Annotated in this window: 22 protein-coding genes; 12 read left to right on the top strand and 10 right to left on the bottom strand. The window is 57.3% G+C overall.

Translation table 11 applies throughout. From position 1 onward, the window contains the following. The first annotated feature begins 104 nt into the window (after positions 1-104). The 3 genes from GOV91_RS16730 to GOV91_RS16720 all read left to right on the top strand — a co-directional run bounded on the left by GOV91_RS16730 (position 105) and on the right by GOV91_RS16720 (position 4,463). Complete coding sequence (locus GOV91_RS16730; RefSeq protein ID WP_171181076.1) at positions 105-1,580, top strand: NAD-dependent succinate-semialdehyde dehydrogenase; 1,476 nt, start codon at positions 105-107, stop codon at positions 1,578-1,580. Between the two features lie 128 nt (positions 1,581-1,708). Beyond that, the gene (locus GOV91_RS16725) at positions 1,709-3,892 is read left to right on the top strand and encodes an esterase-like activity of phytase family protein (protein WP_171236349.1); all 2,184 of its coding nucleotides are present in this window, start codon (positions 1,709-1,711) and stop codon (positions 3,890-3,892) included. Positions 3,893-4,106: 214 nt separating this feature from the next. Next, on the top strand, positions 4,107-4,463 hold the full coding sequence (locus GOV91_RS16720; RefSeq protein WP_171181072.1) for a hypothetical protein: 357 nt from the start codon (positions 4,107-4,109) through the stop codon (positions 4,461-4,463). Positions 4,464-4,724: 261 nt separating this feature from the next. On the opposite strand, the gene GOV91_RS16715 is transcribed toward GOV91_RS16720, so the two are convergent. From GOV91_RS16715 to GOV91_RS16690, 6 genes are all read right to left on the bottom strand, one after another. Further along, positions 4,725-5,192 (bottom strand): Hsp20 family protein, encoded by a 468-nt coding sequence (locus GOV91_RS16715; RefSeq protein WP_171236348.1) that lies wholly within the window; start codon positions 5,190-5,192, stop codon positions 4,725-4,727. Positions 5,193-5,316: 124 nt separating this feature from the next. Beyond that, complete coding sequence (locus GOV91_RS16710; protein ID WP_171181067.1) at positions 5,317-6,132, bottom strand: serine protease; 816 nt, start codon at positions 6,130-6,132, stop codon at positions 5,317-5,319. After that, positions 6,129-6,920 carry a trypsin-like peptidase domain-containing protein gene (locus GOV91_RS16705; RefSeq protein WP_348540128.1) on the bottom strand — a complete coding sequence of 264 codons (792 nt, stop codon included), beginning with the start codon at positions 6,918-6,920 and terminating at the stop codon, positions 6,129-6,131. The genes GOV91_RS16710 and GOV91_RS16705 overlap by 4 nt, the downstream gene beginning before the upstream one ends. A gap of 117 nt (positions 6,921-7,037) precedes the next feature. After that, positions 7,038-8,351: a glycolate oxidase subunit GlcF gene (glcF, locus tag GOV91_RS16700; protein WP_171236347.1), complete on the bottom strand. Its 1,314-nt coding sequence runs from the start codon at positions 8,349-8,351 to the stop codon at positions 7,038-7,040. A 4-nt stretch (positions 8,352-8,355) separates the two neighbouring features. Continuing rightward, positions 8,356-9,474 (bottom strand): FAD-binding protein, encoded by a 1,119-nt coding sequence (locus GOV91_RS16695; RefSeq protein ID WP_171236346.1) that lies wholly within the window; start codon positions 9,472-9,474, stop codon positions 8,356-8,358. A 61-nt stretch (positions 9,475-9,535) separates the two neighbouring features. Further along, positions 9,536-10,975, bottom strand: a complete 1,440-nt coding sequence (locus GOV91_RS16690) for an FAD-linked oxidase C-terminal domain-containing protein (protein WP_171236345.1) — start codon at positions 10,973-10,975, stop codon at positions 9,536-9,538. A gap of 82 nt (positions 10,976-11,057) precedes the next feature. Here GOV91_RS16690 and GOV91_RS16685 point away from each other — a divergent pair, with 82 nt between their 5' ends. Further along, on the top strand, positions 11,058-11,768 hold the full coding sequence (locus GOV91_RS16685; protein ID WP_171096663.1) for a DUF599 domain-containing protein: 711 nt from the start codon (positions 11,058-11,060) through the stop codon (positions 11,766-11,768). 5 nt (positions 11,769-11,773) lie between these two features. Further along, positions 11,774-12,151 carry a hypothetical protein gene (locus GOV91_RS16680; protein WP_371732334.1) on the top strand — a complete coding sequence of 126 codons (378 nt, stop codon included), beginning with the start codon at positions 11,774-11,776 and terminating at the stop codon, positions 12,149-12,151. Positions 12,152-12,154: 3 nt separating this feature from the next. Here GOV91_RS16680 and GOV91_RS16675 read toward each other — a convergent pair whose 3' ends face one another. The 4 genes from GOV91_RS16675 to GOV91_RS16660 all read right to left on the bottom strand — a co-directional run bounded on the left by GOV91_RS16675 (position 12,155) and on the right by GOV91_RS16660 (position 15,033). Continuing rightward, positions 12,155-12,640 (bottom strand): flavodoxin family protein, encoded by a 486-nt coding sequence (locus GOV91_RS16675; protein ID WP_171181058.1) that lies wholly within the window; start codon positions 12,638-12,640, stop codon positions 12,155-12,157. A 1-nt stretch (position 12,641) separates the two neighbouring features. Next, complete coding sequence (rlmH, locus tag GOV91_RS16670) at positions 12,642-13,112, bottom strand: 23S rRNA (pseudouridine(1915)-N(3))-methyltransferase RlmH (protein WP_171236344.1); 471 nt, start codon at positions 13,110-13,112, stop codon at positions 12,642-12,644. Between the two features lie 44 nt (positions 13,113-13,156). Further along, the gene (rsfS, locus tag GOV91_RS16665) at positions 13,157-13,516 is read right to left on the bottom strand and encodes a ribosome silencing factor (RefSeq protein ID WP_058276550.1); all 360 of its coding nucleotides are present in this window, start codon (positions 13,514-13,516) and stop codon (positions 13,157-13,159) included. 164 nt (positions 13,517-13,680) lie between these two features. After that, complete coding sequence (locus tag GOV91_RS16660; protein ID WP_171236343.1) at positions 13,681-15,033, bottom strand: mechanosensitive ion channel family protein; 1,353 nt, start codon at positions 15,031-15,033, stop codon at positions 13,681-13,683. Positions 15,034-15,123: 90 nt separating this feature from the next. Here GOV91_RS16660 and GOV91_RS16655 point away from each other — a divergent pair, with 90 nt between their 5' ends. From GOV91_RS16655 to GOV91_RS16625, 7 genes are all read left to right on the top strand, one after another. Then, the gene (locus tag GOV91_RS16655; protein ID WP_171181041.1) at positions 15,124-15,231 is read left to right on the top strand and encodes an isopropylmalate isomerase; all 108 of its coding nucleotides are present in this window, start codon (positions 15,124-15,126) and stop codon (positions 15,229-15,231) included. A 43-nt stretch (positions 15,232-15,274) separates the two neighbouring features. Then, positions 15,275-16,678: a 3-isopropylmalate dehydratase large subunit gene (gene leuC, locus GOV91_RS16650; protein ID WP_171181038.1), complete on the top strand. Its 1,404-nt coding sequence runs from the start codon at positions 15,275-15,277 to the stop codon at positions 16,676-16,678. A gap of 37 nt (positions 16,679-16,715) precedes the next feature. Beyond that, complete coding sequence (locus GOV91_RS16645; RefSeq protein WP_171181036.1) at positions 16,716-17,261, top strand: HdeD family acid-resistance protein; 546 nt, start codon at positions 16,716-16,718, stop codon at positions 17,259-17,261. Positions 17,262-17,303: 42 nt separating this feature from the next. Continuing rightward, a complete protein-coding gene (gene leuD, locus GOV91_RS16640) occupies positions 17,304-17,909 on the top strand; it encodes a 3-isopropylmalate dehydratase small subunit (protein WP_171181033.1) in 606 nt (201 codons plus the stop codon). Positions 17,910-18,242: 333 nt separating this feature from the next. Then, positions 18,243-19,073: a hypothetical protein gene (locus GOV91_RS16635; RefSeq protein WP_171181031.1), complete on the top strand. Its 831-nt coding sequence runs from the start codon at positions 18,243-18,245 to the stop codon at positions 19,071-19,073. Beyond that, positions 19,070-20,098 (top strand): endonuclease/exonuclease/phosphatase family protein, encoded by a 1,029-nt coding sequence (locus GOV91_RS16630; protein WP_171236342.1) that lies wholly within the window; start codon positions 19,070-19,072, stop codon positions 20,096-20,098. Before GOV91_RS16635 ends, GOV91_RS16630 begins: the two co-directional genes overlap by 4 nt. A gap of 182 nt (positions 20,099-20,280) precedes the next feature. After that, positions 20,281-22,128, top strand: a complete 1,848-nt coding sequence (locus GOV91_RS16625; RefSeq protein WP_371732333.1) for a dihydroxy-acid dehydratase — start codon at positions 20,281-20,283, stop codon at positions 22,126-22,128. The last annotated feature ends 86 nt before the right edge of the window (positions 22,129-22,214 follow it).

Here is a 22,214-nt window from a genome sequence, read left to right as displayed (position 1 = left end):
TATTCAGCCAAATCTGGATTGATTTAGGGGGCGAAGTGGCCATAGACACTTTCGAACCCGCTGATTGGGTGCGCGCAAACATTATTCCTGCCGGAGGCTGGCCCATGCTGGACGCAACTACAGACCTGAAGTCGATTTTGAAGAACCCTGAACTGCTGGCGACGAAAGCCTATATAGGCGGCCAATGGGTGGACGGTGATAACGGGACGTTTGACGTGACCAACCCCGCACGCGGTGACGTAGTCGCTGAAGTGGCCGATGTCAGCCGTGCCCAGGTTGCCGGGGCGGTTGCACAAGCTGAAGCCGCGCAAAAGGAATGGGCCAAACTGACCGGCAAGGAACGTGCGGTGATCCTGCGCCGCTGGTTCGATCTGATGATGGAAAACGCTGAGGATCTGGGCAAAATCCTGACGGCCGAGCAAGGCAAACCACTTGCCGAGGCGATTGGTGAGATCGGCTATGGCGCGTCCTTCATCGAATTCTTCGGCGAAGAAGCCAAGCGTGTCTACGGTGAGATGATCCCGGGCCATCAGCGTGACAAGCGGATCATGGTGCTGAAACAACCGATTGGTGTTGCTGCGTCGATCACACCATGGAACTTCCCAAACGCAATGATCACCCGCAAAGCCGGTCCTGCCCTAGCCGCGGGGTGTGCGTTTGTTGCGCGCCCGGCCAAGGAAACACCTTTGTCCGCTCTGGTTCTGGCCGTTTTGGCAGAAAAGGCTGGCATTCCGGCTGGTGTGTTCAACGTGGTTCCGTCGTCGCGCGCCAGCGAAATCGGCAAAGAGTTCTGCGAAAACCCCGGCGTGCGCAAGCTGACCTTCACCGGTTCAACCGAGGTCGGTCGCATCTTGCTGAAACAGGCTGCCGATCAGGTGATGAAATGCTCGATGGAATTGGGCGGCAATGCTCCGTTTATCGTGTTCGACGACGCCGATCTGGATGCAGCGGTCGAAGGCGCGATGATGTGCAAGTTCCGCAACAACGGTCAGACCTGCGTCTGCGCCAATCGTATCTACGTGCAGGCTGGCGTTTACGACGCCTTCGCAGCCAAGCTGAAAGCCGCCACCGAGGCGCTCAAGGTAGGTGACGGTCTGACCGACGGAACCACAACCGGCCCGCTGATCAATGCTGAAGCTGTCGCCAAAGTTGAAGAGCATATCAAGGACGTCACCGACAAGGGCGGCGCGGTTTTGACCGGTGGCCTGCCGCATGATCTGGGTGGCACGTTCTTCCAGCCGACCATTGTGACCGGTGTGACCCAGGATATGTTGGTCGCGCAGGACGAAACCTTTGGCCCGTTGGCGCCTTTGTTCAAGTTTGAAGATGAGGACGATGTCATCGCCATGGCCAATGACACGATCTTTGGTCTGGCCTCTTACTTCTACGCCAAGGACCTGAGCCGCGTCTACAAAGTGGCCGAGGCGCTGGAATATGGCATCGTGGGCGTGAACACGGGCATCATCTCAACCGAGCTGGGCCCGTTCGGTGGCGTCAAGCAATCCGGTCTGGGCCGTGAGGGCAGCCACCACGGTATGGAAGACTATTTGGAAATGAAATACGTCTGCATGTCGGTTTAATCTGACATGGCCCCGGTGCAAAGCGCCGGGGCCATTCGGTTTGTCATAAAACTGCAAATAAACCGTCACATCCCTGCAATGACCTGCGTTCATCCCCCTCTCATCCAACTGAGAGGGGATACTCAACGATGTCTTTGCGTTTTGCCTGCCTCACATCTGCCCTTGCCCTGACCGCCGGTCAGGCCGTGGCAGAGATGAACTTCAACCGAATTGCGTCTTTTCCAGTCGTCAAGAACATAGCCGAAGGGGCCGACACCACCCGAGAAACCTCGCCCGAGATTATAGCGGCGACCGCGGATGGTATGACGCTGGTTTATACCGACAGCCCATTGGGCGTGATCGGCATGATCGACATCACTAACCCCGCGAACCCGGCCCCGCTGGGCGCGATGGAAGTGGGCGGCGAACCGACCTCCGTGGGCATTGTTGGCACGACGGCTTTTGTCGGCGTGAACACGTCGGAAAGCTATACCGCCCCGTCCGGCAAACTGATCTCAGTCGATATCGCAAGCAAGGCCGAAACCGGTGCCTGTGATCTGGGCGGTCAGCCTGACAGCGTCGCCATCGCACCGGATGGTAGCTTTGTTGCCGTTGCGATCGAAAACGAACGCGACGAAGACCTGAACGATGGCATAATCCCACAATTGCCCGCCGGATCGCTAGCACTGGTGCCACTGAAAGACGGCGCGCTGGAGTGCGCGGGTATGACGATGGCCTCGCTAACCGGTTTGGCAGAGGTCGCGACCACCGACCCCGAGCCCGAATTCGTTGACATCAACGCTCTGGGTGAAACCGTTGTCACATTGCAGGAAAACAACCACATCGCAGTGGTCGACAAGGATGGCAACGTGGTCAGCCATTTCTCGGCAGGCGCGGTTGATCTGGAAGGCATCGACGCCACCGACGAGCGTGGCGCGCTGATCTTTACTCAAAGCCAGCCCGGTCGTCTGCGCGAGCCCGACGCGGTTAAATGGATCGACGACAACCACTTCGCCACCGCCAATGAAGGCGACTATAAGGGAGGCTCGCGCGGTTGGACGATCTTCCACAAAGACGGCACGGTTGTTTACGAGAACGGCACCGATTTCGAGAAGGCCATCATTCAGATCGGCCACTACCCTGACAAGCGTTCAGACAGCAAAGGCGTTGAGCCGGAAAGTGTAACCGCGGCCACCTTTGGCGGCACGCCGATGATCTTTGTCGGGGCCGAGCGCGCCTCGGTTGTGGGTGTCTATGACGCCACCGATCCGGCCAACCCGGTGCTGAAACAGCTGCTGCCCTCGGGCGTAGGTCCGGAAGGTTATGTGGCAATCCCCGAACGCAACCTTCTGATCTCGGCCAACGAGAAAGACCTGATCGAAGATGGCGGCCCACGCGCGCATGTTTCGATCTTCGAATATCAGGACGCCCCGGCCAACTATCCGCATCTAACCTCGGAAGGTGCGGATGAACTGATCGGATGGGGGGCTCTGTCCGGCTTGGTCGCGGATGAGGACGGCATGATCTATGCGGTCAATGACAGCTTTTATGGCTTCCAGCCGTCGATCTTCAAGATCGACCCCAGCCAGAGCCCGGCACGGATCGTGGACGTGATCCGCATCCACCGTCAGGACGGCAATCCAGCGCAGAAGCTGGATCTGGAGGGCATCACGCTGGACGGCCAAGGTGGTTTCTACGTCGTCTCCGAAGGCCGCACCGACCGCGTCATCCCCCATGCGATCTATCACGTCTCGGCAGATGGTCTGATCAAGGACCGCAAGGGCGAGATCGGCCTGCCGCCGGAACTGATGGCAGTTGAGAAACGCTTTGGTTTCGAAGGCATCACCAAGGTGGGCAATACCCTGTGGATGGCAGTTCAGCGCGAATGGAAGGATGATCCGGAAAACCACGTGAAACTGGTGGCCTACAACCTTGGGACTAAGGAGTGGGGTGCCGTGCATTACCCCAAGGCAGACCCGCAAAAGGGCTGGGTCGGTCTGTCGGAAATCGTGGCCTTTGGTGATCATGTCTATGTCATCGAGCGCGACAACCAACATGACCACCGCGCCGTAACCAAAAAGGTCTACCGCATCCCGCTGTCAGAAATGACACCGTCTCCGCTGGGTAGCGCTCTGCCCGTGGTCAGCAAGCAAGAGGTCCGTGACCTGTTGCCCGACCTGACCTCAACGGGTGGTTATGTTCTGGACAAGATCGAAGGTCTGGCCATCCTGCCCTCGGGCGAGGCGTTTGTGATGACCGACAATGACGGCGTTGACGATGCCTCGGGCGAGACGATGTTCTGGTCGATCGGGTCAGTCACGGCTGGGAATTAATTTATTTGCAAGAAGTCAATGGGCCCCGCACGAAATTGTGCGGGGTCATTTTGGTTCTAGCGTCAGCTTTGAGCCTATATTGACCGATGCTGCGCCAGGCACGAACGATCGGTTTGAGAAATTGGAATGACAGAAACTTCAGGGGCTAATGGAACCAAGGCCAATCATGCACTAACACTCAATTAGGACCCCTCAATACGGAGACTGTTTCACCATGGTCACGCATATTTTCGTCGTAGAATCCAATTGCGTCGATCCTTCTCGGGAGGATGAGTACAATCAGTGGTATGACGACATCGACCTGCCGGATGTCCTCGCCATCAAAGGAATCCTGCGTGCCACCCGATACATCTGTGAAGCTGATTTGAATTCACGCTATGAACGTGCCGAAGTGTGTGAGGGCAAGGGAAAGTACTTAACAGTTTACGAAATTGAAACGACTGACATTGATTCAGTGCTTCGATCGTTGGACGCGGGCGTTTTGCAAATGGAGAAGCGCGGAAGGCTTACGGATTTGATCGAAGTCACTGCGCGACGACTTTATAAAACCGGAAAGATGCTTTCAAAATAAAGAAAACTCCATGATTGACGCTAACGTCAATGACCCACCCAGTACCAAAGTTGCGTCTAAGCACAAAAGGTACTGTAAGCGTTCTGTATCAAGTTTACCGACGACCAATAGCCGACACTCGTTCCGATATGCCAAATGGCAGAATTGTCCGCCTACCGAAGGTCCCGATGACGAAAAAACATCGCCCCGCGTCTGGAGGAACGCGGGGCGGGTGTTGCGGCAGTCAGGGAGGAGGCGACTGCCGCGGAACGTTAAGGCGCGTTAGTTGACAGCTTTGGCGTCAACGACGTCCTTCTCGATGGCCTTGGCCGAAGTGATCTCGATACGGCGTGGTTTCAGCGCCTCGGGTACTTCACGCTTCAGGTCGATGTTCAGCATGCCGTTTTCGTGGCTTGCGCCCGTGACGCGGACGTGGTCAGCCAGCGCAAAACGACGCTCGAACGCGCGGGTGGCGATGCCGCGGTGCAGATAGCTGCGATCCTTTTCCTCGGCGGCTTTCTTGCCAGCGACAATCAGCGAATTCTCTTTCACTTCGACGGACAGGTCATTTTCCGAAAAACCGGCAACAGCGACCGAAATGCGATAGGTGTCGGCGTCAGTTTTTTCGATATTGTATGGTGGGTAGCTCGGCTGAGCCACATCATTGGTCAGAACGCGATCCATCATATCGGCGATCTGATCAAAGCCAATGGTCGCGCGGTGCAGCGGTGCAAAGTCAAATGTACGCATGTGTCGTATCCTCATCCTTGAGCGATTTACGAAATTTTGCCCTCCGACTGGACGGGCAGTGGTTCATACCGGACCCCGTTGTGGCGATCCGATATTCATCACATGGGTAGCGATTTGACCGAGTTCAACCCCCGCCAGAGCTGATGAATTTTGCACCAGACGCGGACTTGCCTGACCCCACCTGCAGCCTGCGGATTGACGCTTTGGGTTGCGGCGCATCGCGTCGCATGATTGCCTTTAGCTCGGCGACAATTTCACCAAGCTCCATACCAAAGCCAACCTTTCGGCTGCCATTTGTACCAACCGCCGAAACCACCGACAGAATCTGCCATCGCGATCCCTTCTTCGTCAGAATGGCGGACCCGGACGAGCCAAACGTGATGTCACAATTGAACAGGATCAGGCCCTGACGACGATCAATGATCCGGCAGGAGCGTTCTCGTGTGATCGCCTCGGACCGGCCGCGCCCATACGAAGCGATACTGACCTCATCCCCCAGAACACGCCCACTGTACAGCGCAAAGGGATCTGCGACGGAATAGGGGATGGGCTTATCAAGTCGCAACAGCGCAACGTCAATCCGAACGCTTTCGCTCGAAAGCGGCGGTCTAGAGCCGTAGTTGGGGTGGATCGCAACCTGTGTGACCTGACGTTCTGCCAGGGCTTTCCCGTTGCTCAGCCCTGCACGAAAAGTGATGTCCTCGCCGGCAAACGCTGTTCCGGTACTTTGGTCCACGGCACAATGGGCAGCTGTCAGCACCATGTCTTGCGCGATCAGCGTACCGGTGCAAAAGGATCCGTCCCCCATGTCCAGACGCCCAACCGCCTCCCATCCGTAAAGATCGTCGCGATCCGTCAGCTTACGCTTGTTTGATTGAGCGTGGGACGTGGTTGCCAAAACACTCAGTCCGACAATGAGGCTGAAGAAAACTCTGATCATGGTCTGATAAACCTTGCGCCGATGTTCTTCCCTGCCCCCGGCCCAGGCGTTGACAGCCCAAACCCTCGCCCTGCAGAAAGCTCGTCGCGCAGCAGTTGCAGCGAGTGTTCAACCGCAGTGCCTATTGCTACGTTCTGGCCGTCCAGACTGGCCTTGGCCGCCACAACCGACACGATCTGAGGGCGCGCGCCTGCAAAGGAAAAGACCGGCGCACCTGATGAGCCAAAATCAACGTCACAGGACATGATCATGACACCCTGCTGCCGGTTCATGACTGAGCAGACCTGCTGCAGCGAAGGGACCTCGGACCGGTCATGCGCATAAGAGACCACGCCAACTTCGGCACCTCTGCGGGGCTGATTCCCTGACTCAAAAGGAATGACGGCGGTATTTCTGATCGGTTGCCACAGCTCGATCAAAGCCACGTCTGCGCTGACCCTGTCGGCCGTGGATTCTGCACCAAATTGATAGTCGGGATGGACCACAGCTTGCCGCGCAGTCCGATAGGCCAGGGCACGGCCTAAACGCCACCCGGCCAGAAACTCAATTTCCGACGGATTGATCCGTTGCCCGGACACCTTGTCAAACAGGCAATGCGCTGCTGTCAGCACCAGTGTTGGCGACACCAGCGTTCCGGTGCAAAACCCTCTGCCTGCTATGTCCAGCCGCCCCACGGCCATCCAATCGCGCCCGGAATCCGAGGTGTCCAGACTTTCCAGCCCGGTATCCTGCGCTGTGGCCGCCATCGGCATGACACAGAGCACAATAGCCTTGATCCAGTTGCGCACGCGGTTCTCCGGGACTCACTCTGACCTTTTTGTCCTACGGGTTACGTTGGGCGAAAATAGGGCAATCAGGGGTTATAGAAATTCCGGGCAAGTGATGCGCGTCGGCACCAAAGCGAATTACTTCAGGATCGGTACAGCGTCCTTGGGGTGTTGCAACGGCTGCGGCCTTGGTCCGCCGGTCGCCCAGTCCAACAATTCAACCGTATGCACGACCGGCATTTGAGTACCCGACCCGATCTGCATCATGCATCCGATGTTTCCGGCTGCGATCAGGTCCGGCTTTTTCGCCTCCAGCGTTTTGACCTTGCGCTTTTTCAATTGGCCCGAAATCTCGGGCTGCATCAGGTTGTAGGTGCCTGCGCTGCCACAGCACAGATGGCTATCTGCAGGCTCAACAACTTGGAACCCTGCCCGTTTCAGCAAGTCCTTGGGATAGGTCTTAATCTTTTGTCCGTGCTGCAACGAACAGGCCGCGTGATAAGCGACCGTAAGGTCTTGGTCGCGCCCTTCAGGAAGGTCCAGTTGCATGACCAACTCGCTGATATCCATGGCAATACCCGCGACACGCGCCGCGTCCTTGGCCAGAGAGTCATTGCGGAACATGTGCCCATAGTCTTTCACCGTCGTGCCACAACCAGACGTATTGATGACGATGGCGTCCAAGCCGTCACCATCCATTTCGCGCGCCCAGGCCTTGATATTGGCTGCGGCAGCCGCGTGGCTTTCACGACTTTTACCCATGTGGTGCGTCAAGGCTCCACAACATCCGGCGCCTTCGGCCACCACAACCTCGCACCCCAAACGCGTCAGTAACCGGATCGTAGCATCGTTAATGTCGGTATTTAGAGCCTTCTGTGCGCAGCCGGTCATCAGCGCGACACGCTTTCTTCGTTCTCCCTTGGGCGCAAAGCTCTGAGGGTCGTCGTTGCGACTGACCGGCGGGATGTGCTTTGGGGCCATGTCCAGCATCGCCCGCAACCGGGCGTCGGGCATCAGAAACCGAAACGGACGGCCCAACTTTGCTCCGATCAAGGCCCAGCGAAATCGCATCGGGTAGGGTAGGATTTGGGCAAGAATCGAACGCAGGATACGGTCCGTCAAAGGACGTTTGTAATTCGCCTCGATATATTCGCGCGCATGATCGACCAGGTGCATGTAATGCACGCCCGAAGGACAAGTGGTCATGCAAGCCAGACAGGACAGGCAGCGATCAATATGCTTGACCGTCTTTTCATCCGGTACACGTTCGTTTTCCAGCATGTCCTTGATCAGGTAAATACGCCCGCGCGGGCTGTCGAGTTCATCCCCCAACACCTGATAGGTTGGGCATGTCGCAGTGCAAAACCCACAATGGACACAGCTACGCAGAATCTCGTTCGAGCGCTGAATTGCCGGATCTTCCAGCTGTTTTTCCGTAAATGTTGTCTGCATCGCTCTACCCCATGAGTCCCGGATTGAACACAGATCGCGGGTCGAATCTTGCCCGTACCCCCTGTGTTAGAGCCGAAACAGCAGCATTTTCCGGCTGAAACCGACCCAGATTCTGAATGTCTTCCGGGGTCGCGCGCACCAGGGTCGAATGTCCCTCAACATCACTTAGTTCAGATCGCAGATCAGTGCCTTCCGGTGCTAAAGTCCAGATCAGACCCCCACCCCAATCCACGACCGTGTTCGGGTTGGCGTCACCGACCACACGGATCATGTCAGTCGGTTTGACAGAGGTTTTCCAGACATTGCCCGGTCTGTCGGCAAAAGGCTCAATATCACGCACTTCGCGCCAAATGGCGGTGTTTTCGGCCGCATCAGTGACAACCTGATCCGGCTTCGTTTCAACAAAAAGCTCTTGCAACTTGGAAACGCGATATTCGACCGATTGGTCAAACCCTTCAATCCGCAGCACCGTCCGGGACGGCTTGCCGCCGCCCTCGGGCAACCGAGCCGCACCGTTGACTTCGTATGGCGATCCCAACGCGTCACAAAACAACTTGGACGTCGCGACCCATCCGCGATCCTCCCAAACAAGCGTCGCAACGGCCTCTGGCTTGGGTAGCACTTTCAGCGAAACCTCGGTCAACACGCCCAAAGTGCCCCAGGACCCAGCCATCAACTTCACCAGATCATAACCGGTGACGTTCTTCATCACCCGTCCGCCATTCTTGACCACTTGACCGCGCCCATCGACAAAGCGAACGCCCAACAGAAAATCCCGGCACGCCCCGGCCTGTATCCGCCTCGGCCCAGATACGTTTGCCGCCACAACACCACCGATGGTCGGTTCGCCCGAAGTTCCAAGCAATCCACGATGGTCCATCGGCTCGAACGCCAGTTGTTGCCCCTCCGCGTCCAGCGCGGCTTCAATCTCGGCCAACGGCGTGCCTGACTTAGCCACAAGTGTTAGGGCTCCGGGTTCGTAAAGGGTGATACCGCTCAGCCCGGAAACGTTCAGTTCAGGCTCCGGCCCGGTCACACCACGCGTTCCGCCCCCGGCTATGCGCACTGGCTCGGTCAGCCCGGCCACCAGATCCGCCAATTCGTCTTCCGTTTCAGGTCTCATGTGCTTCATCTTTTCACAAAAACTCCGGGGAAACCGCGCCTGCGCAATTGGGGCAGAGCCCCTATTCCGCCGCAAGGCGCCTCGCCTCGGATGCGTCCAAGGGGAACACCTTCGCGGGATTCAACAACCACTGCGGATCGAACACATCTTTAATCGCCATCTGCGCCTCAAGATCCGCTGGCGCGTACTGGTGTGCCATTAGATCCCGCTTTTCGATGCCGACACCATGTTCTCCGGTCAGGCACCCGCCTACGTCGACACACAGCTTCAAAATATCAGCACCAAATGCTTCGCATTTCTCCAGATCGCCCGGTTTGTTGGCGTCAAACAGGATCAAGGGGTGCATGTTGCCGTCACCCGCGTGGAAGACATTGCCAACGGGCAGGCCGTATTCCTCGCTCAACTCTCCGATCCGGCGCAGAACCTCGGGCAAGGAGGATACCGGGATGGTGCCGTCCAGACACATGTAATCGTTCATTTGACCCATCGCGCCAAAAGCCGATTTGCGACCCAGCCAAATCTTCGCGCTTTCTTCGGCAGACTGGCTCTCACGCAATTCAACAGGATTGTGGCGCTTGGCGATTTCTATGATCTTCGCCAACTGATAGTCGATCTCAGCCTCCGAGCCTTCGACCTCGACAATCAGCAAGGCGGTGCAATCGGGATACCCGGCATGCGCAAAATTCTCGCAGGCTTGAATGCACAGGGTGTCCATGAACTCGATCGCAACCGGCAAGATGCCCGATTTGATAATGTCAGAGACACATTGGCCCGCGACCTCATTGTCGTCGAACCCCATCAGAACCGGTCGCGCCCCTTCGGGTTTACGCAGAATGCGCAGCGTGGCCTCGGTCACCACGCCCAGCTGCCCCTCTGAGCCACAAATAACACCCAGCAGGTCCAGGCCAGAGGCATCCAGATGCGCGCCGCCGATTTCCACAACACTGCCGTCCATCATCACCATGGTCACGCCCAGCAGGTTGTTCGTGGTCACACCGTATTTCAGGCAATGCGCGCCACCCGAATTCATCGCGATATTGCCCGCAATGGCACAGGCCAATTGCGAAGACGGATCAGGCGCATAAAAGAAATCCTCTTCCTCGACCGCGCCTGTCACGCTCAGATTGGTCCGTCCGGTCTGCACCTTTATGAAGCGGTTGTCATAATCGACCTCCAGCACCTCATTCATCCGCGCCACGCCCAGAATGACGCAATCCGCAGTCGGCAAGGCCCCACCCGCCAGCGACGTGCCGGAACCACGTGGCACCACAGGAACCCCTTCCTCATGGCAAATTCGCAGGACTTCGGACACGTCCTGCGTGGATGACGGAAGTACTGCCAGCATCGGCGGGCAGCGATAAGCGGTCAGCGCGTCACACTCATAGGCCCGCGTCTCAGCCGGATCGTGAATCACAGCATCCTCAGGCAATACCTGCAGCAATCGCGCCAGAACGGCTTGCTTTCGCGCCAGAACATCGGGATTTGGCCGGGGCATTTCCATCGCTGATCCTCCAATTTGGTAAAATAATATTACCAATTTCATGATCTGGCAAGTTCTTCCGTTCAGTTTTACTGTCACGCCCATGACCTGGATCGAACGTGCCGCTTTGTTTGCCCCTTTGGATTACGCCGCCCTCGGCTTGCTGCTGGGCGCATGGCTGTGGATAGGGTGGAAGATCGAACATCCGTCGCCACAGAGGCGATCTGTCTCGCAAATGATGGACAATTACCGCCGCGACTGGATGCGCGAGATGGTGACGCGCCAACCGCGCATGTTTGACGCGCAGGTTGTGGCCGCCATGCGGCAGGGCAGCACGTTCTTTGCATCCACCACGATGATTGCCATCGGCGGCGGGCTGGCCCTGCTGGGCAATACCGAGCGACTTGCCGGGGTGGCCAGCGACCTTGCCATTGGAAGCGCACCCGCTTTGGTGTGGGAAATCAAGATACTTGTCGTCGTACTTCTGCTGGCCAACGCATTCCTGAAATATGTCTGGGCGCATCGCTTGTTTGGCTATTGTGCTGTGTTGATGGCCTCGGTCCCGAACGATCCCGAAGACCCGCAGGCGTACCCGCGCGCCGCTCAGTCGGCCGAAATTTGCGTCACAGCCGCCCGCAGCTTTAACCGTGGCCTGCGCGCCACCTATTTTGCATTGGCCTCGCTGGCATGGTTCCTCGGGCCAATCGCTTTGATGCTGAGCACCATAATCACGTTCGGTGTTTTGTATCGACGCGAGTTTGCTTCGCAGTCCCGAACAATCCTGATATCCCAATCCCCTTACACAGAGACGTGATCCCGATGCGCCGCGATAACCCGTACATTCGCGCCATGCGATATGTGATTCTCAGCGCCTTCCTGGCCAGCCCTGCCTTTGCCGACCCCCCAACGATCGAGAAGGTCGCGGCCACCCGCGGCGGCGACACATGGCGCTTCGATGTCACGATCCGGCACCCGGACACCGGATGGGATGACTACGCCGATGGCTGGCGCGTTTTGGACATGAATGGCAATGAACTAGGGATGCGTGTCCTGCATCATCCGCATGTGGATGAGCAGCCGTTCACCCGCTCGCTGAGCGGTGTAGCGATACCCGAAGGCACAACCCAGGTCCAGATTCAGGCACGAGACAATGTCGGTGGCTGGGGTGAAGACACAACGGTGATCGACCTGTACTGAAGTTCAGAACACCCCAAGGGCCAAGCCTGCCGCCATCGCTGCACCGATCTCGCGGCATTTCTCAAGTTGTCCTTCGGGGATGGTCTTTTCGGCCAGAATCGCTTCGGACGTTTGTGAATGAGTGCAGAGGATCAGAGGCGGCTGCACTTCTTTCAACCGCCAGCCGGTTGCAATGCGCGCGGTTTGGCGCGCGGCGTTGGCACCATCTGATCCTGCACAAACCATTTGCGCATAAGGGCGACCTTCGATCTTACCCAGAACCGGATAGTAGCTGCGATCGAAAAACTCTTTCATCAGACCTGAAATTGCGGCCAGATTTTCCGGGGCACAGAAGATATAGCCATCCGCGCCCAACAAATCCTCAGGACCGGCCTGATCAGCGGTTTTCAGAACAATGTCTGCCTCGTCGTGACCCGCCGCAGCCGCCGCTTCGGCCATTTGCCGGGCGCCACCAGTGCGCGAATGGTAAACGATCAGAAGCTGCGCCATGTCAGACCCGGTGATAAGGGCCGCCCGACAGGATGGTTGCGGCCCGGTAAAGTTGCTCGGCCAGCATCACACGGACCAGCATATGGGGCCAGACCATTGACCCGAATGAGATGGAAAAATCGGCCTCGGCCCGCAGATTAGGGTCTATTCCGTCCGCTCCGCCAATAACCAGCGCCAAATCCTGCCGCCCGGCATCACGCCAGCCGCCCAGCTTCTTGGCAAAATCGGGTGAGGACATGACCCGTCCGCGCTCATCCAATGTACAGATCACCGCGCCTTTGGGCAGCGCTTTGCGCAGCAGCGCGGACTCGGCCCCCATGCCTGCATTTTTCTTGTCTTCGACCTCGATCACGCGGGCGGGACCAAGGCCCAAGCCGCGGCCGGTCCGGTCAAATCGGTTCAGGTAATCATCAAGCAGGGACTTTTCCGGTCCAGCGCGCAATCGCCCGACCGCAACTATGCTGATACGCATATCTCTCTCGCCTCCGGCCCCTCAATGCGGGCCAGGATGGCGCCTCAGTTCGCCGAGGCGCTGCCGCCCTGAGGCAGCCACATCTTTTCCAGCTGATAGAATTCACGCACTTCGGGGCGGAAGATATGGACGATCACGTCGCCCGTATCGATCAACACCCAGTCGCCGGCATCCTTACCTTCAACCTTCGAGGTGAAACCGAATTCCTGCTTGATGCGATCCGTCAACTTTTCCGCCATGGCCGAGACCTGACGGGTCGACCGACCCGAGGCAATCACCATGTGATCCGCAACAGAAGACTTACCTTGCAGGTTGATCTGCACGACGTCTTCGGCCTTGTCATCGGAAAGTGAGGAAAGGATACGCTCAAGCAGCTTGTCGCTGATTGACTGAGAGTGGGCCATTACACTGGCCCCATCATCGGCGGGCAAACCCGCCTGAGTATGTAGAGACAGGACATAGTCCTCCTTTGCTGCGCGCCGTGAAACCCCGGCGCCGGGGTACTAATAAGGTAACAAGGGGATTGCAACATTTCAATGAATGCAAACCAAAGGTCGCGTACGCGTGTTCACTCTTCAACGATCTGTTGCGCGGTTACGCCGTCTGGCAGCAACCGAACCTCGCGCTGCGGGAACGGGATCGAGATGCCTTCTTCCTTGAAAGCGTCCCAAAGCGCCAGATAGACATTGCCGCGAATATTGGTCAGCCCTTTGGTCGGATCGCTGATCCAAAAGCGCAACACATAGTCAACGCTGCTGTCGCCAAAGCCGGTGATGTGGCAAACCGGCTCATGCGACCCTCCGCTCAGAACCCGTGTCACCGCTTTCACCGCCCGGATCGACGTGGCACGAACCTTATGAGGGTCATCGTCATAGCTGGTGCCAAAATCCAGATCCAAACGCACGAACTTGTCGGAATGCGACCAGTTCACCACTTGATTGGTGATCAGATCCTCGTTCGGGATCAGGTATTCTCGCCCATCCCGAGTGACCACCGAGACGTATCGCGCACCCAATGCGTTGATCCAACCAAACGTGTCGCCCAGCGAAATAACGTCGCCGGGCTTGATCGAGCGGTCCATCAGAATGATGATCCCGGAAATCAGGTTTGACACCACTTTTTGCAGGCCAAACCCGATGCCCACACCGATCGCCCCCGACAGCAGCGCGATACCTGTCAGATCAAACCCTAGCGTGCGGATGGCGGTCAAAAAGACTGCGCCATAGAGCAGAACCTGAATGCCCTTGGCTAAAAGCACCTGCATTGACGGCGTGATGTCATCATTGCTCTGCAACCCCTGTTCAGCGGCTCGGGTGCCGATGCGCGCCAACGTCAGCAGAACGCCAATCAGCAGAATCGCCTTGAGAATGCCCAGCGCCGAAATGTGCAGATCGCCGATGGAAATCGCCACGCCGTCCAGAAAACCTGCCACGTCATCCGTCAGGTTCAATGCAACGAGCGTTGCATAGACCCACATGGCCCATTTGAAGATGCGCCGCAGTGTGCGGTTTCGTACAAGTCTGGCGATCAGCGCAATAGCCAGCCAAGCCGCTGCCAATGTTGCAAGCACACCAATAAAATAGCTGCGAGACGGCCAGGTGACGTGCTGCATAATCAAATACAGCGACCAGGATAAAATCACGAAATAAACCAGTGTCAGCCGCCGCATCAGCTGGACGAGCACGCGCAGGCGCCACTTTGGCCATCCGCTTCGCGCTCGTGCCCAAGCTTCCCATCTGGACTGCGTCAGAGCTTTTAGCAGGAAGGCCAGCGCCCACAGGAACAGGATGATAATCAACTGGTATTGCCGCCAGCCCGGTGTAACGACCAATTCGACCATTTTTCCAAACTGAACAGAAAAAGCCCCGACCATGTTGTTGTATAGGTCCGACAACGTGCTGGGGATCAGGTCTTGGTTCATGATCACAGCTTGGACAGCAACGCCGGGTGATGCAAGCCTGACACCGGATTGAACCTTGATTGACAGTCAAGCCCGATATATCTGGACCGCATGAGACTCAACTTGGCCCCTGCTCCGAAACTGCAAGACCGCACGCGCCTGCGTGAACGGTTCTTTGGGGCCGCCCGCACGGTTCTGGCCCGCCTATCTGCGGCCTGAGCCAACTCGCCAGCCATTTCTCATTACATACGGGAGAGGACCGATGTCCCCCAAAACACTCTATGACAAGATCTGGGATGCCCATGTCGCGCACGAAGCCGATGATGGCACCTGTTTGCTTTATATCGACCGCCATCTGGTGCACGAAGTGACCAGCCCGCAAGCCTTTGAAGGGCTGCGGATGGCCGGTCGCAAGGTGCGCGCGCCGGAAAAAACTATCGCTGTGCCGGATCACAACGTGCCCACTACACCGGACCGCGTGAACGGAATTGAAAACCCGGAATCGCGCATCCAGGTCGAAGCACTGGACAAGAACGCCAAGGATTTCGGTATTCACTACTACCCCGTGAACGATGTGCGTCAGGGCATTGTGCACATCGTTGGCCCTGAACAGGGTTGGACCCTGCCCGGCATGACCGTTGTTTGCGGCGACAGCCACACGGCGACTCACGGCGCGTTCGGTGCGTTGGCCCACGGCATCGGCACCTCTGAGGTCGAGCATGTTCTGGCCACGCAAACGCTGATCCAGAAGAAATCCAAGAACATGAAGGTGGAAATCACCGGCAAACTGCAGCCGGGAGTGACCGCCAAAGACATCACTTTGGCCGTGATCGGTGAAACCGGCACAGCCGGTGGCACGGGTTATGTGATAGAGTATTGCGGCGAAGCGATCCGTGATCTGTCGATGGAAGGTCGTATGACCGTCTGTAACATGGCCATCGAAGGCGGCGCGCGCGCTGGCCTGATCGCGCCGGATGAAACCACCTTTGAATACGTCAAAGGCCGCCCGCACGCCCCCAAGGGCGCGCAGTGGGAAGCCGCTTTGAACTGGTGGAAAACGCTTTACACAGACGAAAACGCGCATTTTGACAAGGTCATCACCCTGCGTGGCGAGGATATTGCTCCGGTTGTGACTTGGGGCACCAGCCCTGAAGATGTTCTGCCGATCACCGCATCTGTACCTCACCCTGAAGACTTCGAAGGAGGCAAGGTCGACGCGGCCCGCCGTTCGATCGAATACATGGGTCTGGAAGCCGGTCAGAAGCTCAGCGATGTGGAAATCGACACAGTGTTCATCGGGTCCTGCACCAATGGCCGCATCGAAGACCTGCGCGCCGCGGCCGAAATTCTGAAGGGCAAAAAGATCAAGGACGGAATGCGCGCCATGGTCGTGCCCGGTTCGGGTCTGGTTCGTGCGCAGGCCGAGGAAGAAGGTCTGGCGGACATCTTCAAAGAGGCCGGGTTCGAATGGCGTCTGGCCGGATGTTCGATGTGTCTGGCGATGAACCCGGATCAGTTGCAACCGGGCGAGCGCTGTGCCGCGACCTCGAACCGCAACTTCGAAGGTCGTCAGGGCCGTGGTGGTCGGACCCATTTGCTGAGCCCGGCAATGGCTGCCGCAGCGGCAATCACAGGACGGCTGACAGACGTCCGTGAATTGATGTAAGCTTCCCTCATATCTAGATATTTGAGGGATTGAAAACATGAGTGACTGGATCAAATGGCTTCTGCTGGGGCTTCTGTCCATAGCGTTCGGTATCTTTGTGCTGGGCGCGCCAGTTGTGGCGTCTGTGGCCGTCACGGTCGTGACCGGAGCGTTGCTTCTGATCTCGGGCGCGTTGCAGGTGGTCGGCGGTTTCACCGTTGAAGGCACCGGCAACAAGATCCTGTCGCTCATCATGGGTGCGGTCATGCTGTTTCTGGGCTGGTCCTTTCTGGGTCACCCATTGCAGGGTACGCTGACGCTGGCGACCGTGATGCTGATCCTGTTCATGGCAGGCGGCATCGCGCGGGTCATTCTGTCGTTCCAGATGAAAGGAACACAGTTTTTCTGGCCCACCATGATCTCGGGCATCTTGTCGATCATCCTTGCCGGTATCATCTGGAGCTATGTCGGGCAGGAGCCACAGGCATTGCTGAGTATACTGGGGATCTTCCTGGGCATCGAGATGCTGTTCAACGGGTTCGGATTGGTCTTCATGGCGTTCTTCGTCAAGAACGCACCCAAAGACGAAACAAAAGAAGCTTAAACGCGGGGCATGGGCGCGGCCCTCTCCCGCAGGAGTGTGAACATGGAAAAGTTTGACAAAGTCCACGGGGTGGCCGCCCCAATGCCGCTGATCAATATCGACACCGATATGATCATTCCGAAAGTGCACCTGAAAACTATCAAGCGGTCCGGCCTGGGCGTCGTTCTGTTTGACGAGATGCGCTATCACGATGACGGGCAGGAGAACGAGGAATTCGTCCTGAACAAACCCGCCTATCGCGAGGCCGAGATTCTGGTGGCTGGCGACAATTTCGGCTGCGGCTCATCGCGCGAGCACGCGCCCTGGGCGATCAAGGATTTCGGTATCAAGGTCGTGATCTCGACCAGCTTTGCTGACATCTTTTTCAACAACTGTTTCAAGAACGGTATCCTGCCCATCGTGGTCGAGGAAGAGCATCATGCAGTCCTGATGGAAGACGCGCACAAAGGCGAGAACGCCCGCATGACCGTTCATCTGGAAGATCAGCAGATCACCACCTCGGATGGTGTTGTCATCGAATTTGACATCGACCCACACCGCAAGCACTGCTTGCTGAATGGTTTGGACGATATCGGCCTGACAATGGAAAAAGACCACCACATCGACAAATTCGAAGATCACGCCGGTCAAGCCCGCCCTTGGGTCTGATTCTGGGGTCGAATCTGTGGATACTCAACCTAACGGGGTCGCCTAGGCGGCCCCCCTCTCATTCTTGGGGTTGATTTTCCAACAACCACAACATCTTGGTCTCAAATTGAGATACACGTCGAATTTGCGCCCAAAATGATGCAATCCCGCACCAGTTGCGCCATCATTTTGCCCGAAATCACGTGTTTTCTGCACCCTGTCTTGAGCGAAATGCCGCTTATCGTTCATCTTGGCGCTAACGAGGCATCCGTCGCAAAGACGAGATTGGACGGGCACAAGTTGGATACAAGTCGGCAAAGATCGGCTGGTCCGGTTTGAAAAAGGGTTCGGAATGTGATTGCACGCACAACAGGGGCGGCGATACGCGGAGTACTTGTGGCACTGATGGTGCTGACACCCGCGTTGTACCTGCCTGTATCATCGACGAACGGGACCGAAATACTGGTCTTCCTCGCGATCCTCGCGTTCATACTGACGTTCGCCGAGTATAACTCGGCCTTTCCCAGCTTTATAGAATTTCGCGATGCCCCACCGGTCAACCGCCTGCGTTTTGTTGGCCTTATGTCGATGGTCACGTTTCTGACGCTAATCTGCAAAAACGTTTATGCTCCAACAGAACTGACAACCTTTTCTTACGGCGTTGGTCTGGCCGTCGCCAACGTGGTGGACTTTCCCTATTCTCCGGTGCGCCTGATCGTGTTGATGCTGCCAGCGGATGCCAGCCAGTCGCTGATCGAACTGATTAGGGTTACAGCCAGCGTAGCCTACGTCGCGGCTTTGGTGACGATCGCCAGTTTTGCCTATGCCGTCAAAGTCCGGGGGTGGCCCACAGGAAACGGTGCCTTCAATGTATGGACCAATCTTCCTTTGTTTGACCCCACCAAGGGCGGAGATGTCGTTATTCGGTTGCAACGTGATGGCCGCCTGAACATCTGTATCGGTATTTTGCTACCGTTCCTCATACCGGCCGTCATAAAACTGATGAACAGTGTGATCGCTCCGATTTCGCTGAACAATCCACAGACACTGATCTGGATGATGAGCGCCTGGGCCTTCCTGCCCGCCAGCATGATCATGCGCGGTGTGGCCACCCTGCGTATCGCCGGGCTGATCGTGGAAAAACGGCGCGCCTATTCAACAAGCGAGACGACTCAGGCCGCATGATCCGCCTGCTTATCCTGCTTCTGCTGCCCATTGCGGCGCAGGCAGAAGTCGTGCGCATCGCCACCTACAACACCGAGCTGAGCCGAAAAGGCCCGGCGCTGTTGCTGCGGGACATAGACCGGGATGACGCCCAGGTTCTTGCAGCCATCGACGTGGTTTCAGCCGCCCGCCCCGACATTATCGCGCTTCAGGGTATCGACTGGGATCTGGAGGGAGCCGCAGTCAACGCTCTGTCTCAAAAGCTGCGCGCCGCTGGTCTGGACTATGGTTACTTTTATGCCGCTCAGCCCAATGCTGGCTTGGAAACACCGTTGGATCTGGATGGTGATGGACGCACACAAGGCCCCGGTGACGCGCAGGGCTGGGGCCGTTTCACCGGACAGGGCGGGCTGGCAATTCTGTCCCGCTATGAAATCGTCACCGAAGAGATTTTGAACTTTTCAGAGCTGCTCTGGCAAGATCTTCCGGGGGCAGCATTACCTTTCGTGGATGACCGCCCTTTTCCGTCTGAAGAAGCACACCAAATACAGCGCCTGTCCTCAACAGCGCATTGGGTGGTGCCCATTGAAACACCTTTGGGGCGGCTCAACCTGATGACCTTTCACGCAGCCCCACCGGTGTTCGATGGGCCCGAGGATCGCAACGGACTGCGCAATCGGGATGAGATTAGGTTTTGGTCTGTCCTGCTGAGCGGTGATCTGGGGCCGGTTCCAAATGGTCCCTTCGTCATTGCGGGTGATGCCAACCTCGATCCCGAGCGCGGGGAAGGTCACAAACGGGCCATTCGCACCCTTCTGACCGATCCTCGCCTTCAAGATCCGGTACCGACAGACCCATCAGGCTCGTCCGCAACAGTTGACTGGAAAGCGACGGGTGAAATGCGCGTTGATTACGTTTTACCCTCCCGCGATCTGCGAGTTTTGGAGTCAGGTGTTCTATGGCCCAAAGATGGTGAACCTTTGTGGGACAATGCGCATCGTGCAAGCAGGCACCGGCTGGTCTGGGTCGACGTGGCGCTGCCATAGCTCTTTGCCCCGAGAATACGTTTAAAAAAACCCCAATTTGAGTTTCATTGACGGAACCGCGTCTTTGAGTTTCACTGATCTGGAACCCTCATACCTGCCTGCGCGCAAGGTTTTGCGCCCACAGTTTCCCTCAGAGGTGATGGCGGTCGATTGAGTTCTGAAATCCATTTTGGAGGTATCTCGTGGCTAAGAATCCTGTACTGATCGACGACCATCCTGGACGCAACTCTCAGGCCTATGGAATTGCGCGCGAACTTGGCACGGACGAAGATCTGATCCACGCGCCTTCTGTTGGTGTTGTCGGCACAAAAGGCGATAGTCAGTGCTATCTTGGCGTGCAGCCCAAGGTCGAAGCAATACATGCAGCACTGCGAGACCAGATTGGCAAAGACGCAGGCAAAATCGCCATGCGTCTGGTTCAGCCTGAATACTCCATCGCAACATCTGACGGCATCCGCAATGGAACGCGAGAAATGCGGTATTCACTCATCGGGCGTGAAGTAACCAACGACGTGTTTTCTGAACACCTGTCAGCGTCGGGCTTGGGTGGTACGATTGCCGTGGTGGCGTGTGACAAGCCACCTGTCGGAACGCTGGCTGCGTTGCTCGAACACAACCAACCTGCGATTATGATGTCAGATGGGTCTATTCATCCCTCGAAAGACCCGGAAACCGGCGAAATGCTGGACATCATCGCCGCTTATCAAGTTGCTGGAAGCGAAGACGCCGCATACCGCAAACGAATTGCCTGCCTGGCCTGCCCCGGTATTGGATCGTGCGGCGGGATTTTCACCTACAATACGATGCAAACCTTTATCGGCGTTGTAGGCATGCAACCCTTGCATATGGTGGCACCACCTTCGGACGACCCGCGCCGCATGGAAGAGTTTCCGTCGCAGTTGGTTGGCTACCTTGCCAAGTTGATCGGAAACGGCACGCGCCCGCGCGACATCGTCGGGCGCGACTCACTGCGCAACGCGTTGACTGTTGCGATGGCGATCGGCGGCTCGACCAACGTGGTTCTGCACGCGCCCGAGATTGCCCGTGCCGCAGGTTACGCGAATTTCTGGAAAGACATCGTCACACCAGAAGAGTTCAATGAATGGTCTCAGAAAATTGTTCCGGTCCTGACAGACGCACGACCCTACGGCCGCTATTCGATGGTGGACATCGACAGGGTCGGTGGTGTGCAGGTGATCGTCAAGGAACTGATCGACGCTGGCATGGTCAATGGCGACGCGCCGACGTGCACTGGCGAAACTCTGGCGGAACAGGTCCAACGTCTGGGCGCTGCCGCGCCGGACGGTACGGTGATCTATCCTGTGTCAGCGCCCTTTAAAGAAACGGGCGGCCTGCGCCTTCTGGGCGGTAATCTGTCACCGGAATTCAGCGCCATTTTGAAGCTTGCAGGTGTCGAGCGCGGACTTGAGGACAACGTGTTCCGAGGTAAAGCGAGGGTGTTCGAGGGCGAAGCCCGCCTGCTTGAGATGCTCGACACCAACCCAATGGGATTTGAAGACAATGATATGATCATTGTTCGATACGAAGGGCCGTCAGGTGCACCAGGCATGCCCGAGATGTTGGACGCAACGGCACGGATCACGACCCTGTGCCGCGAACGGGGGGTCACAGTTGCTCTGATGACCGACGCGCGTTTTTCGGGCGGATCGGTCGGGCTGGTTATTGGGCATGTCGGACCTGAGGCTGCTTTGGGTGGCCCGATTGCTTTGGTTGAGGACGGAGATGAGATTATTGCCGATTTGAATGTGAACGAGCTGAACGCGCCGGTTTTGGACGACCCAAATGTTGTTGCTGAACGCAAGGCACGCTGGGAGGCCGAGGTGGCTGGAAACGGCGGCGTACATCCAAATTGCGGTACAGCGGATACCCGCCTTTTGCACCGGATGCGGTCATCCGCCGTGCCCGCTGTGCGCGGCGGCGGTATGCACCCGGACCGTGAGCTGTGGGTCAACACGCCTCGTGAGCCTCAGCTATCAGGGTTTTTGCCAACAAACCGGTGGAGGTCGTGAAACCTCGGGCGACGCGATAGTTGGTCCCGAAGGGGCGTGGCGCACCCGTTGAAGGATCAGATCCAATAAACAGAAAAATTGTTCGC

Origin of the sequence: Ruegeria sp. HKCCA6837, from assembly GCF_013034475.1 — a bacterium.
Taxonomy (GTDB): domain Bacteria; phylum Pseudomonadota; class Alphaproteobacteria; order Rhodobacterales; family Rhodobacteraceae; genus Ruegeria.
The sequence above is the reverse complement of the archived record's forward strand: the minus strand, read 5'-3'. Positions and strand labels throughout refer to the sequence as shown.